We start from the raw sequence: 13,036 nt of genomic DNA on the forward strand, positions 1-13,036 counted from the left end.
GCACCGTGTTTACAAAAAAACAAAAAGACTTTTTTGAATGATTTTTGATGGTACCGTAAAAAGTCTGATTTCAGATGCGTCGTGCTGTTGCAGGCGGCAAAAAAATCACTGCAAAAACACCCGGGATGCGGCATTTTTGCAGTGACCGGAAAAACCATCACAATTTGCTGACAAACCCGAGGGCAGCCAGCAGCAGCACCACTTCAAAGACATACATGGCCGGAAAGCTCTGGGCAAAATAATAAACAATGCCGCCGCCGATAATCACAGGCACCCCGAAAATGACAAGTGTTCCGATTTTTCTGCTGATCGATTCAATGGTCGTCATGGATCCACTCCTGTGGCCTTTGTGGGAATATGCTGTTTTGCCTATGCCTCAATAATCATCGCCATGCCCATTCCGCCGCCGATGCACATGGAAATCAGGGCGTTTTTGGCGCCCTTGTCGCGCATCATGTGAATGGCGGTCACCATCTGCCGGGCACCGGTGCATCCGATGGGATGGCCCAGGGAAATGCCGCTGCCGTACTGGTTGGGCTTTTGGGTGTCAATACCGAGCTCCTTCATGCACGCCAGGGCCTGGGACGCAAAGGCTTCGTTTAACTCAATGATCTCCAGGTCATCAATGCTCATGCCGGTTTGGCGCAGCACCTTGCGGATCGCCGGAATGGGACCCAGCCCCATGTAAGCCGGATCCACGCCGCCGGATGCAAATGCCTTGATTTTGGCAAGAGGGGCAAGGCCCAGTGACTCGGCCTTTTGGGCGCTCATCAGTACCACTGCCGCAGCCCCGTCATTAACCCCCGAAGCATTGCCCGCAGTGACAGAGCCGTCTTTTTTAAACACCGGCTTGAGTTTGGCCATTTTTTCCATATTGGTTTCCATGGGCCGTTCGTCTGTGTCGACCACCACATCGCCCTTACGGGTTTTAATGGTCACGGGGACGATTTCCTTTGCAAAGGTGCCGTCGGAAATGGCCGCCCTGGCCCGGTTGTGGCTCAAAACAGACAACTCATCCTGCTCCTGCCGGGAAATCCCGTATTTTTCCACGATATTTTCCGCGGTCACGCCCATGTGATAACCGTAAAAAATTTCATACAAACCATCATACACCATCAAATCCAGGACTTCGCCCTTGCCGGTGACCTCCATGCGATGTCCCCACCGGGCCTTGGGAAGGGCCATGGGCGCACAGCTCATGCTCTCCTGGCCGCCGGCCACAATGGCTTCGGCCTCGCCGCACATAATCGACGAAGCAGCCAGGGCAATGGCCTTTAATCCGGAGGCACAGACCTTGTTGATGGTAAATCCGGGTGTTTCCTTGGGCATGCCCGCGCGGATCATGGCCTGGCGCGCCGGGTTCTGACCCTGGGCGGCAATCAGGACATTTCCCATGATCACTTCGTCAAATGCCACTTCCCGGGCGTTATCATCCCACTGAGCGCCTGCGGATTCCAGTTCCACCGGACCCTGACCCTTGAACGGATCGGGAGCCCCTTCTTTCATTTCATCACTTAATGCCGGCCTCAGCCCGGCGCGTTTCACTGCTTCCTTTATCGCGAGGCTGCCCAGTTCAACTGCCGTGACATCCTTGAGCGATCCGCCGAATGCGCCCACCGGGGTCCGGGCGCCGCTGACGATCACCACCTCTTGCATATCCGCCTCCTCATTGCTATTGTATCCACGTTGGTATCCTGTTGGCTATCCCGCAATCCGGGATAGGTTAAAACAGGCATAAACCCGCTTATTTTATTGTTAATTTTATAAAATGACATTATTATCAGATTTGCGCTGCAAATACAAGCAGAAACACGAAAGCCGAGCCTGCCATGTGCCTCATTGTCATCGCCATAGACGCCCACCCGGAATACCCGCTGATCATCGCGGCCAACCGGGATGAATTCTACAGCCGGCCCACCGCGGCCCTGGATTTCTGGGAGGATAACCCACATATCCTGGCCGGCCGGGACCTGCAGAGCCGGGGGACATGGCTGGGGGTCACGCCCGGCGGCAGAATCGCGGCGGTGACCAATTACCGGGATCCGTCTGCCATGACCCCATGGGGCAAATCCAGAGGCCAGCTGGTCAAAGACTTTCTGGCCGGAGACCAGCAGCCGGAGAGCTATCTTGCCGAAGTGGAAAAGCAGCGGGATCAGTATTGCGGTTTTAACCTGCTGACGGGATGGTTGAATCAGATATGGTGGTATTCCAACAAAAACAGCGGCATTGTCCGGCTTAAAGCAGGCATCCACGGCATCAGCAACCACCTGCTCGACACCCCCTGGCCCAAGGTCCGCACCATGAAGCAGAAACTCGCCGCCCTGATCGATGCCAGCCCGGTTATCGAGCCCCACGCGGTGCTGGACCTGCTCTACGATCCCAGGCCCGCGGCAGACGAGCACCTGCCGGACACGGGCGTGGGCAAAGACTGGGAGCGGACCCTTTCACCGGTCTTTGTTGTCAGCCCCGATTACGGGACCCGGTGTTCCTCGGCCCTTATCCTGGACAAAAACAACCGGCTGCAGTTCTGGGAACGCACATTTCTGGCAGATCAGGCCGGCCCGAAGCCCGGAGAGACCCGCCGGTTTGAGCTTCAATGGCCGGATATGCCCGGCACTACTTGATCTCCACGGCAATACCGGCCACCATCCATGTCACCCGCCTGGCGCACCGGGCCGCATGCTGGTTGACAAAGCCGGCCAGATCCCGAAACCGCCTGGCCATGGCATTTTCCGGCACAATCCCGGAGCCCACCTCATTTGAGACCAAAAACACCGGACAGACGGTTTCACCCAGGGCACGGCCCAGATCCTCCACCTGTTCCATGACCTTGTCATCGTCTTCATATCGGGCCATGAGGTTTGAAATCCAGAGGGTCAGGCAATCCACCAGGATCACGTCCGCGCCGAGGTGTTCCCGGATCACCCGGGCCAACTCCAGGGGCTCTTCCACGGTCTGCCATTTGGGGTCCCGCTCCTGCTGGTGGCGCACCACCCTGGCCTGCATTTCCTCGTCTGCCGGCATGCAGGTGGCCACAAAAATGTTTTTCTCCCCGGTCCGGGCATCTGCCAGGGCCAGGGCATGGCTGCTTTTGCCGCTTCTGCAGCCGCCCAGAACAAAATGAACTTCTCTGCCGTCCATTGGCTCAGCTCTCAATTCCGGTGCGCGCGCCCACGCCCTGCTCAAAATAGTGGCGCACCGGCTTCATTTCAGTGATCAGATCAGCCCGCTCCAACACGCCCGGGGCCCCGCCGCGGCCGGTGAGCACCAGCTCCACCCCGTCGGGTTTGGCGGATACAAAATCCATGAGATCCCGCTCTGAGATAATTTTGCTCTCATAGGCCACATTGGCCTCTTCGAGCACAACCATGTCATATTCACCGGAAAGCATGGCCTGCCCGGCTGCGGCCAGTCCCTTTCGGCCGGCCTCAAGATCCTCCGGATCGGGCTTGCCCAGCACAAAGCGGCCCGTGCCGAACTGCTCCACGGTAACCTGGTCAGAGAGCCGCTCCAGGGCCCGGATTTCACTGTAATGGCCCTTTTTCATGAACTGGGCGATATAGACCCTGAGCCCGGCGCCGGCCGCACGCAGGGTCAGGCCCAGGGCCGCGGTGGTCTTTCCCTTGCCGTTGCCGGTATAAACCTGGATATATCCCTTTTCCAAAAAACGCCTCCTTTTGCCGCAATATTTCCCCATCCCCTGTCCAAAATGTGACCCGGATGTGGCCGGGACGTGAATGAAATCTTCTTACCACATTCCCGCCCCGGAAAAAAGCCTCTGCTGACATAAGGGGCCGGATTGCGCATTGACAAAATATACCGACCGGTATTAATAAAAGGGATATGGAACTCAACAGTTATGGTAAATCCGAGCGCACCCGGCGCCGCATCATTGAAAAGGCAGCTCCCCTGATCAACAAAAAGGGGGCTGCAGGCACCTCCATTGCCGAGCTCACCGCTGCCACCGGGCTGACCAAGGGCGGGATTTACGGCAATTTCAAAAACAAGGATGAGCTGATACTCGCGGTCTACGACTATCACGCAGCTTTTCTCAACCGGATTTTTGCCCGGGAACTGGCCCGGGCCGACACCCCGGGCGAAAAACTTGCGGCCTGCCCGGCGGTCTTTCGCAAGCTTTACGCCCATACCTGCGCCTACGGGGGATGTCCCATCGTCAACACGGCCACAGAGGCCGACGATACGCACCCGGCCCTTTGCCGGCGCGTGGCCGAAACCGTTGATTTACTCAAAAACCGCATAGCCGGTCTGATCAGCCAGGGCATTGAAACCGGGGAGATCCGGCCGGAAACCGATGCCCGGCGCACTGCCGGTCTGATTCTTTCGCTGTTTGAAGGCGGGGGCATCCTGGCCCGGGTCACAGGACGGGACACTTTTGTGACAGACGCCGTGGATCACATCGAGGCCCTGATCAAAGACATCCGGCATACACAGACCTAAGCGGCTTTTTTCCTTGACGCCAACCGCATGAATAAGGAATTTTTGTTTTTTTTAAATATAGATGGTTTCGTAAAAAGTAAGTTTTTAGATGGCGCCGTAAACAGTTCAAGATCAAGGCTTGCGCGATTCCGAAGAATGCAGCGTACTTATCCGTACGTGAAATTCTGAGGAATCGCGCGTAACGCCGATATTGGACTTTTTACGGTGCTATCAAACCCAATTTATTTCGACCAAAGGGGGAAAAATGATACAGGACCCGCTGTTTAACCCGATTTCCATCAACAGCATGCAGGTGGACAACCGGATCTATCTTCCGGCCATGCACCTTGGCATGGCCGACAATTTCCAGGTAACCGAACAGATCCTGGCGTTTTACCGGCAGCGCGCCAAAGGCGGGGCCGGCATGATCTGTGTGGGCTACGCCACAGTGGACGAACTGTCCGGAAACTCCTTAAACATCGGGGCTCACAAGGACGAATTCGTGCCCGGGCTTGCCAAACTCGCTGATGTGATCAGGGAAAACGGGGCCAAAAGCGCAGTGCAGCTCAACCACGCGGGCCGCTACAACATGTCGTTTTTCCTAAACGGCCAGCAGCCGGTGGCCCCGTCCGCGGTGGCCTCCCGGATGACCCGGGAAACCCCGCGCGCCCTTGAGATCCCGGAAATCAAGCAAATCGTGGACAATTTCACCCAGGCCGCCAGGCGGGTCAAAGAAGCCGGGTTTGACGCCGTGGAGGTGCTTCACGGAACAGGCTATCTCATCAGCGAGTTTCTCTCGCCTTTGACCAACAAGCGCGAGGATGAATACGGCGGCAGTTTTGAAAACCGTATCCGGTTCGGCATCGAGGTGATGCGCGCCATCCGCAAACAGGTGGGCCCGGATTTCCCTTTGATCGTGCGCATGAACGGCAATGACTTCATGCCCGAAGGCCAGGGCAGAGACGAGCTGCGCGAATATGCAAAGGCCCTGGTCACCCGGGCCGGGGTCGATGCCCTGTGCATCAACGTGGGCTGGCACGAGGCCCGGGTGCCCCAAATCACCACGGCCGTGCCCAGGGGGGCGTTTGCCTATCTTTCACGGGGCATCAAGGAGGCCGTGGACGTGCCCGTGATTGCCAGCCACCGCATCAACGACCCGGACACGGCAAGGGACATGATCGCAGACGGCATGTGCGACATGGTGGCCATGGGCCGCAGCCTGATCGCCGATCCCAACCTGCCGCAGAAAGCCAAACAAGGAAAAGAAAACCAGATCGTTCACTGCGTGGCCTGCGCCCAGGGCTGCTTTGACAATCTGTTTCAGCTAAAACACGTGGAATGCCTCTGCAACCCCCTGGCCGGCCATGAGCATGAAGCCACGGTCAAACCCGCAGACAAGCCCAAAAAGGTCATGGTCATCGGCGGCGGGGCCGCGGGCATGAACGCGGCCATTGCCGCGGCAGACCGGGGCCATTTGGTGGCATTGTATGAAAAATCCGGCCGCCTGGGCGGCCAGCTTTACCTTGCGGCCGCACCTCCGGGCAGAGACGAGTTCGCCCAGCTGGCAAGGGACCTGGAACAGCAGCTCCGGTGCCGCAACATCGAGGTGCACCTGGACACGGCCGTGGACAAAGCTTTGATTGAGCAGCAGAAACCCGATCACGTGGTGCTGGCCACCGGCGCCGAACCCATGACCCCGCCCATTGCCGGCGTGGAGCTGGGTCACGTGGTACAGGCCTGGGACGTGCTGGCCGGCAAGGTGTATACGGGAAAACGCGTTGTGGTGGTCGGCGGCGGTGCAGTGGGCGTGGAAACCGCCCTGTTCCTGGCGGAAAAAGGCACCCTGGACGGAGAAACCCTGAAATTTCTGCTCATCAACCGGGCTGAAGACGCAGACACCCTTTACGAATACTGTGTCAAGGGCACCAAGGAAGTCACCCTCCTTGAAATGATGGACAAAATCGGCAAGGATTTCGGCAAAACCACCCGCTGGGGCATGATGCAGGATGTCTCCAGGTTCGGCATCCAGCCCATGACCGCCACCCGGGCCCTGGAAATCACCAAAACCGGCATCCGGGTGGAGCAGCAGGAGGGCCAGGCCACGGAAATCGAAGCCGACACGGTGGTGCTCTGCGTCGGGGCCCGGTCTGACAACGCCCTGGCAGACCGGCTCAGGGACATGGGCATTGCCTTTAGCATTGCCGGGGATGCCGAAAACATCGGCATGGCCTTTGACGCGGTTCACAAGGGATATGCCGCAGGAAGCCGCATTGAATGAATGACAAAACAGAAAATGAAAACAGCATGATAAACGACTATCTCGCACATCAGCAGGAGCGAAACACCCTGGGGATTCCGCCAAAGCCGCTGGATGCCCGGCAGACAGCGGCTTTGACCGAACTTTTGCAAAATCCGCAAGATGCCGACCCCGGGCTTGTCTATGACCTGATTGCCGACCGGGTGCCGGCCGGGGTCGATGAAGCCGCCAAAATCAAGGCCGATTTTCTGGCCGCCCTTGCCCGGGGTGAAAAATCATCGCCAATGGTGTCCCCGGAGCAGGCCGTGTATCTGCTTGGCACCATGGGCGGGGGCTTTAACATTGACCCCTTAATTGAACTGCTCGATGACCTGCAGCTGTGCGCAAAGGCCGCAGACGCACTGGCGGCCACGATCCTGATTTTTGACGCCTTTGAAAAGGTGTTTGAAAAATCCGCGGTCAACAACCAGGCCCGGCGGGTCATTGACGGGTGGGCTGAAGCCGAATGGTTTCTGCGCGCTCCGAAAGTGCCGAAAACCATCACGGTGACGGCCTTCAAGGTGGACGGAGAGATCAACACCGATGATTTCTCCCCTGCCTCAGAAGCCTGGAGCCGGCCGGATATTCCCTTGCATGCCACGGCCATGCTCAGAAACCGCATTGAAAAACCCCTGGAGACCATGGCCGAACTCCGGCAAAAGGGCCATCCCCTGGCGTTTGTGGGCGATGTGGTGGGCACGGGCTCATCGCGCAAATCAGCTGCCAACTCGCTTTTGTGGCATATCGGAGACGACATTCCCCACGTGCCCAACAAGCGCCGGGGCGGGGTGGTCATCGGCGGCAAGATCGCGCCGATTTTTTTCACCTCCCTGGAAGACGCCGGAGCCCTGCCTGTTGAATGCGACGTATCCGGCATCCAAAACGGCGATGTGCTGGTGATCCGGCCCCATGACGGGGTGATTGAAAACGCGGACACCGGCCAAACAGTGGCAGAATTTACCCTCAAGCCCGCCACCATACTCGACGAGGTCCGGGCCGGCGGGCGCATCCCGCTGATCATCGGCCGCACCCTCACGGACAAAACCCGAAACCGCCTGGCCCTGGGGTCTTCGGAAATCTTTTGCCGGCCGGTGGAGCCTGAAAAAAGCCCCCGCGGCTACACCCTGGCCCAGAAAATGGTGGGCCGGGCCTGCGGGGAAAACGGCGTGCGGCCGGGCCAGTACTGCGAGCCCAAAATGACCACCGTGGGCTCCCAGGACACCACCGGGCCCATGACCCGCGATGAGCTAAAGGAACTGGCGTGCCTGCAGTTTAACGCTGATCTGGTGATGCAGTCCTTTTGTCACACTGCAGCCTACCCCAGGAGCGTGGACATTGAAATGCAGGAAAGCCTGCACGAATTTATCAAGCAGCGCAGGGGCGTGGCCCTGCACCCGGGAGACGGGATCATCCATTCCTGGTTAAACCGCATGCTGCTGCCAGACACCGTGGGCACGGGCGGTGATTCCCACACCCGGTTTCCTGTCGGCATAAGCTTTCCAGCCGGCTCCGGGTTGGTGGCCTTTGCCGCGGCCATCGGGTTTATGCCCCTGGACATGCCCGAGTCCGTGCGGGTCCGCTTTACCGGAACACCGGCACAAGGGCTCACCATCCGGGACGTGGTCAATGCCGTACCCTATGCGGCCATGGAGCAGGGGCTGCTCACAAAGGAAAAATCCGGCAAGAAAAACGTGTTTTCCGGCCGGATCATGGAAATGGAAGGCCTGTCTCACCTGCCGGTGACCGCCGCCTATGAGCTGACCAATGCCGCAGCCGAGCGTTCGGCTGCGGCAGCCGTGATCCGCCTGGATGAAAAGCCGGTGGCGGAATTTCTCAAACAAAACATCGAAATTTTGTCCCTGCTGGTCCGGGAAGGCTACGGCGACCGCCAAACCATTGAGGCCCGCATGGAAAAAATGCAGGCCTGGTTAAATGATCCGCATCTTCTGCGCGCTGATGCAGACGCCCAATACGCGGCTGACCTGGAAGTGGATCTGAGCCGGATCACCGAGCCCATCGCGGCCTGCCCCAATGATCCCGATGACGTGCGCCGGCTTTCCCAAATCGCGGGCACGCCTGTGGACGAGGTGTTTATCGGCTCGTGCATGACCGATATTGCCCAGATGGAAAACGCGGGCAAAATCCTTGAAAACGCCGGCGGGGCCGTGCCCGTGCGCCTGTGGATAACCCCGCCCACCCGGCTGGCCGCCCGCCATCTGCGCCAGCAGGGGTGGTTTTACACTTACGGCCGGGCCGGGGCCCGGATGGAAGTGCCGGGCTGCTCTTTGTGCATGGGCAACCAGGCCCGGGTGGCAGACAATGCCGTGGTGGTTTCCACCTCCACCCGGAACTTTCCCCATCGCATGGGAAATAACTGCCGGGTCTATCTGGGTTCAGCCGAGCTTGCGGCCGTGTCTGCCATTCTGGGACACATCCCGGATCCGGACGAATACAGAAACCATGTGGCCGATGCCGGGCTGGTGCCGGCTATTTGAGATAAAGGGTTTCAAACCAGTCCACCAGGTCGCGCAGTTTTTCCACATGGCCGGTATCCACGGTTTGCTTGCATTTCATGGCCTCGACCAGGATCTGGTGGAGAACTGCAATTTTTTCCGCGTATTTTGCATCATCTGCGGAAATGCGCTGGGTCATGAAATACTGGGAAACAATGTGCTGGAGCTTTCCTGCATGGTCTTCCTTGTTGGTCACCCAGCGCACCATCTGGTTGTGATGGGCCACGTCGCCGTTTTTCATATCCTTTGAAAGGACGTGGATCTGATCCATGGAGCGTTCAATGGTGGTGATATGCTCGCGCATCAGCTCGATTCTGGCCGGATCATCATAGATGCCGCAGGGAATCTCGCAGTGGGCGTGAACCAAAGACAGGGTCCCGAGCACAAACACAACAGCACAGCAAATGATCTGAAGCGATTTTTTCATTTCCTTCCTCCTTGAGACGGTTGTTTGAAAAAAACAGATTTGCAGGCCATATTTTGCCTGTAGCCATAAACATGTACATGGTGTGCGCAATTTTCAAATCCGGCAAAGATCTCTTTTGACCGACAAACAGGAGAGCCCATGACAGAAAAAATCATTTCCCTGCCCGAACTTGCGGAAAAACGGCTGGTATTTCGCAGCCGTCAGCACGCCGGGCAGGTGCTGGCCCAAATGCTGGGACAGGAGGCGTGGCCCGATGCCATTGTGCTGGCCATTCCCGCAGGCGGCGTTCCGGTGGGACAGGTGGTTGCGCAGAAACTGGGGGCGGCATTTGACGTGGCCGTGGTCAGCAAGATCACCCTGCCGTGGAACACCGAGGCCGGATACGGGGCCATTGCCTTTGACGGCAGCATGCGGTTAAATGAAATGCTGCTGGCCCGGCTGAACCTGACAAACCAGCAGATGAAAGAAGGCATTGCCGAAACAAAGGAAAAAGTCAGCCGCCGGAGCCGCACACTTCGGGGGCAGCAGCCCTTCCCGGATCTTTCGGATAAAAGCGCAATCCTTGTCGACGACGGGCTGGCCTCCGGGTTTACCATGTTTTGCGCCATTGACGCGGTAAAAAAGGCCGGCGCCAGGCAGGTGGTCGTGGCCGTGCCAACGGCCCACCGCCAGGCCGCAGAGGCGGCCGGGGAAATGGTGGACCGGCTCTATTGCGCAAATCTTCGCTCCGGCAGATCCTTTGCCGTTGCCGAAGCCTACGAGCACTGGACCGATGTGTCCGAGCAGGAGCTCATGGACCTGATGCACAGCGGCCCGGACACACAGGCCCCGGATTTTTGATATTTTGAGAAATCAGGCCGGGCTGCGCAAAAAATCCAGCACATCCGATGCCAGCCGCTCCGGGGCTTCAATGGCGGTCATGTGCCCGATATCCGCATACTCCAAAAGCCGGGCACCGGGAATTTCCTTTGCCATGAGCCGGCTGGATTCCACAAACAGGTCATCCTTGGTTCCGTAGACAATGAGCACGGGACAGGTGATGCCGCGCAAACCCTCGATTCTCGGGTCCGGATCCTTATAGAAGCTGCGCACGAAATCGGCGATGACAAAGCGGTTGTTTCGCTTTGCCATGGAAAGGGCGGTGGCAAGCATTTCATCGGCATTCTCCGATTCCACGATACCCCGGAAAAACGGGCCGGGCCTATCTTTTAACCCCGCGATCATGGTCTCCCAGTCCAGGTTTTCAAACAATGCGGCAAAATTGTCGTGAAACTGGTCAATGCTTTTCCGGTCCCCGGGCACCGGGGAGGTAAACGAGGCGGTGTTGGTCAGAATCAGGGAGGCGAACCTGGAGCAATCCTTCATTGCATAGCGCACCCCGGCAAACCCGCCGGTTGAATGGGTCAGCAGGTGAAACCGGTCAAGGCCCAGGTGATCGGCCAGGGCAATGATGTCTTCACCCACGGTTTCGCAGTCAAACCCCGGGGCATCGCCCTCCGCCTCGGTGTAGCCGTGGCCGCGCATATCCATTGACACAAACCGGAAATGCTGCGAAATCTCGTCTGCCACACCGGTCAGATCCCAGTAAGCGGTGTTTTCCATGAGCCCGGCCACGGCAATCACCGGCTCGCCGGCTCCTTTGTCCTCATAGTAAATTCGGGCATTGCCCCGGTTAAAATACGCCATGAACAAAACATCCTTTCACTGTTGGTTAAAATAACCTTTATACAAAGAGAACACACAAATTTCAAATCAAAGATACCCGGGTCTTGACAAGGGTTGACTTCTGCTTATCATACTGATACTAATGAAGATTATTTTAACTCCGCCTTAACAGGAAAATGATCGGATAAAACAGCTGTTTGCCCAAAAAACCCCAGGCCCGGTATGGATATCCCAAATGGTCCCTGCCGGGCATGATTTTGCACAAGGAGCCGGGATGCATACGGTACTGGAAAAAATGACCCTGATTGACGGGCTGGGACAATGCCTGCCGGATGCCGTGCTGGTGTTTGAAAACAACCAAATTGCTGCAGCCGGCCCCAAGGAGCAGGTGAATATCCCGGAAGATGCGGTGCGCCATGACCTGTCCGGCAAATTTGTCATGCCCGGGTTGATCGACGCCCATATTCACCTGGACATGCACGGCATGGCCGACACCTGCCATGAAAGCCTGGTGGAGGACAAGCTCAGAACCCTGCGGGCGGCCCGGGAAATGGCCAACACCCTCAGGTCCGGCATCACCACGGTGAGAAACGCAGGTTCTGCCAATTACATTGACATTGCGGTAAAAAGGGCTGTTGAGGAAGGACTGATTCCCGGCCCGCGCATCCTGGCCTCGGGAAAAATCATCTGCATGCTTTCGGCCGGCAGCGAATATTTCAAGGGCCTGTACCGGGAGGCGGACGGCGTGGATGAAAACCGCAGGGCCGCCAGAGAGCAGATCAAGGAAGGCGCTGACTTGCTCAAGGTCATGGCCACGGGCGCCATCATGAACCCGGGCGGCATACCCGGCGCAGCCCAGCTCGATGTTGACGAAATACGAGCCGTGGTCAATGAAGGCCAGAAGGCCGGCAAGCACACGGCCGCCCATGCCCACGGAGCCCAGGGGATCAAAAACGCCGTGCGCGCCGGGGTGCGCACCATCGAGCACGGCACCCTGGCAGATGCGGAAGCCCTCAAAATGATGGCGGTCTCCGGGGTTTATCTCATCTCCACCCTGAGTTCCAATTACTGGATGTGCAACAATGATTCCGAAGAAATCTGCCAGCAGATCCCCAGGTTCATGTCTGACAAGGCCAACGATGTTGCCCGCATCCGGCTGGAAAACCTGCACCATGCCATTGCCGCAGGCGTCAGCGTGATCATGGGAACCGATGCGGGCACGCCGTACAACTTTCACGGCAAAAACGCCATGGAGCTTATCCAGTACGTCAAAAACGAGCTTATGAATCCCATGGAAGCCATTATTGCCGCCACCAGCCGCGCCGCAAAAGCCCTGGGACTGGAAGACCGGGTCGGATCCCTGACACCCGGAAAACTGGCCGACTGCATCGTGGTCAACCAAAACCCCATAGAGGATATCGAGACCCTGGGCTCCCTGGATCAGATCTCTCTGGTCTTCAAGGACGGAAAGCCCGTATCCGGAAAAGTCGACACCAGCCAGTGGTCGCCTGAATCGCCCCTGGGGCCGGGCTAATAAACCCTGTTCTGCCCGTTTTTCTCACCCGGACAGGACAGTCTCCTGTTTTTTCGCCTGAAACAAAAAGACCCGGCTCTATACCCCCGTGACTCCATGCGGCGGGTACACTTCATTGCGGCAATACAGGCAACCATTTTAAAAGATAGAAGATATTGAGGCTT

Annotated in this window: 12 protein-coding genes; 6 read left to right on the plus strand and 6 right to left on the minus strand. The window is 57.8% G+C overall.

From position 1 onward, the window contains the following. Positions 1–157: 157 nt before the first annotated feature. Both ACTCIA_RS03455 and ACTCIA_RS03460 read right to left on the minus strand, forming a co-directional pair. Entirely contained in the window at positions 158–328 is a 171-nt protein-coding gene (locus tag ACTCIA_RS03455) for a hypothetical protein (RefSeq protein WP_181552132.1), read from the minus strand. A gap of 41 nt (positions 329–369) precedes the next feature. Then, positions 370–1,656: a thiolase family protein gene (locus ACTCIA_RS03460; protein WP_463000409.1), complete on the minus strand. Its 1,287-nt coding sequence runs from the start codon at positions 1,654–1,656 to the stop codon at positions 370–372. 173 nt (positions 1,657–1,829) lie between these two features. Between ACTCIA_RS03460 and ACTCIA_RS03465 the strand changes: the two genes are divergently transcribed. After that, entirely contained in the window at positions 1,830–2,624 is a 795-nt protein-coding gene (locus ACTCIA_RS03465; protein WP_463000410.1) for an NRDE family protein, read from the plus strand. Here the strand turns inward: ACTCIA_RS03465 and cobU are convergent. Together cobU and ACTCIA_RS03475 are read right to left on the minus strand one after the other, a co-directional pair. Then, the gene (gene cobU / locus ACTCIA_RS03470; protein WP_463000411.1) at positions 2,617–3,141 is read right to left on the minus strand and encodes a bifunctional adenosylcobinamide kinase/adenosylcobinamide-phosphate guanylyltransferase; all 525 of its coding nucleotides are present in this window, start codon (positions 3,139–3,141) and stop codon (positions 2,617–2,619) included. The genes ACTCIA_RS03465 and cobU overlap by 8 nt on opposite strands. 4 nt (positions 3,142–3,145) lie before the next feature. Then, on the minus strand, positions 3,146–3,664 hold the full coding sequence (locus ACTCIA_RS03475; RefSeq protein WP_463000412.1) for a cob(I)yrinic acid a,c-diamide adenosyltransferase: 519 nt from the start codon (positions 3,662–3,664) through the stop codon (positions 3,146–3,148). Between the two features lie 179 nt (positions 3,665–3,843). Here ACTCIA_RS03475 and ACTCIA_RS03480 point away from each other — a divergent pair, with 179 nt between their 5' ends. The 3 genes from ACTCIA_RS03480 to acnB all read left to right on the plus strand — a co-directional run bounded on the left by ACTCIA_RS03480 (position 3,844) and on the right by acnB (position 9,228). Then, positions 3,844–4,458: a TetR/AcrR family transcriptional regulator gene (locus ACTCIA_RS03480; RefSeq protein WP_463000413.1), complete on the plus strand. Its 615-nt coding sequence runs from the start codon at positions 3,844–3,846 to the stop codon at positions 4,456–4,458. Positions 4,459–4,702: 244 nt separating this feature from the next. Next, positions 4,703–6,715: an oxidoreductase gene (locus tag ACTCIA_RS03485; protein ID WP_463000414.1), complete on the plus strand. Its 2,013-nt coding sequence runs from the start codon at positions 4,703–4,705 to the stop codon at positions 6,713–6,715. Next, a complete protein-coding gene (gene acnB, locus ACTCIA_RS03490) occupies positions 6,712–9,228 on the plus strand; it encodes a bifunctional aconitate hydratase 2/2-methylisocitrate dehydratase (protein ID WP_463000415.1) in 2,517 nt (838 codons plus the stop codon). Before ACTCIA_RS03485 ends, acnB begins: the two co-directional genes overlap by 4 nt. On the opposite strand, the gene ACTCIA_RS03495 is transcribed toward acnB, so the two are convergent. Continuing rightward, entirely contained in the window at positions 9,221–9,673 is a 453-nt protein-coding gene (locus tag ACTCIA_RS03495) for a superoxide dismutase [Ni] (RefSeq protein WP_463000416.1), read from the minus strand. The two genes, acnB and ACTCIA_RS03495, sit on opposite strands and share 8 nt — an antisense overlap. A gap of 138 nt (positions 9,674–9,811) precedes the next feature. On the opposite strand from ACTCIA_RS03495, the gene ACTCIA_RS03500 reads away from it, so the two are divergent. After that, positions 9,812–10,513, plus strand: coding sequence for a phosphoribosyltransferase (locus ACTCIA_RS03500; RefSeq protein ID WP_463000417.1), 702 nt, complete (start codon positions 9,812–9,814; stop codon positions 10,511–10,513). Positions 10,514–10,525: 12 nt separating this feature from the next. Here ACTCIA_RS03500 and ACTCIA_RS03505 read toward each other — a convergent pair whose 3' ends face one another. Next, positions 10,526–11,359 (minus strand): alpha/beta fold hydrolase, encoded by an 834-nt coding sequence (locus tag ACTCIA_RS03505; RefSeq protein ID WP_463000418.1) that lies wholly within the window; start codon positions 11,357–11,359, stop codon positions 10,526–10,528. Between the two features lie 253 nt (positions 11,360–11,612). On the opposite strand from ACTCIA_RS03505, the gene ACTCIA_RS03510 reads away from it, so the two are divergent. Then, positions 11,613–12,872, plus strand: a complete 1,260-nt coding sequence (locus tag ACTCIA_RS03510) for a metal-dependent hydrolase family protein (protein ID WP_463000419.1) — start codon at positions 11,613–11,615, stop codon at positions 12,870–12,872. Positions 12,873–13,036: the final 164 nt, after the last annotated feature.

The organism is Desulfosalsimonas sp., from assembly GCF_055149105.1.

What these genes read in the sequence shown, in the direction of transcription:
- ACTCIA_RS03465 (WP_463000410.1), top strand. Translation starts at nt 1,830, where the DNA reads ATGTGCCTCATTGTCATCGCCATAGACGCCCACCCGGAATACCCGCTG.
- ACTCIA_RS03510 (WP_463000419.1), top strand. Translation starts at nt 11,613, where the DNA reads ATGCATACGGTACTGGAAAAAATGACCCTGATTGACGGGCTGGGACAA.
- ACTCIA_RS03485 (WP_463000414.1), top strand. Translation starts at nt 4,703, where the DNA reads ATGATACAGGACCCGCTGTTTAACCCGATTTCCATCAACAGCATGCAG.
- ACTCIA_RS03455 (WP_181552132.1), bottom strand. Translation starts at nt 328, where the DNA reads ATGACGACCATTGAATCGATCAGCAGAAAAATCGGAACACTTGTCATT.
- ACTCIA_RS03480 (WP_463000413.1), top strand. Translation starts at nt 3,844, where the DNA reads ATGGAACTCAACAGTTATGGTAAATCCGAGCGCACCCGGCGCCGCATC.
- ACTCIA_RS03500 (WP_463000417.1), top strand. Translation starts at nt 9,812, where the DNA reads ATGACAGAAAAAATCATTTCCCTGCCCGAACTTGCGGAAAAACGGCTG.
- acnB (WP_463000415.1), top strand. Translation starts at nt 6,712, where the DNA reads ATGAATGACAAAACAGAAAATGAAAACAGCATGATAAACGACTATCTC.
- ACTCIA_RS03460 (WP_463000409.1), bottom strand. Translation starts at nt 1,656, where the DNA reads ATGCAAGAGGTGGTGATCGTCAGCGGCGCCCGGACCCCGGTGGGCGCA.
- ACTCIA_RS03495 (WP_463000416.1), bottom strand. Translation starts at nt 9,673, where the DNA reads ATGAAAAAATCGCTTCAGATCATTTGCTGTGCTGTTGTGTTTGTGCTC.
- cobU (WP_463000411.1), bottom strand. Translation starts at nt 3,141, where the DNA reads ATGGACGGCAGAGAAGTTCATTTTGTTCTGGGCGGCTGCAGAAGCGGC.
- ACTCIA_RS03505 (WP_463000418.1), bottom strand. Translation starts at nt 11,359, where the DNA reads ATGGCGTATTTTAACCGGGGCAATGCCCGAATTTACTATGAGGACAAA.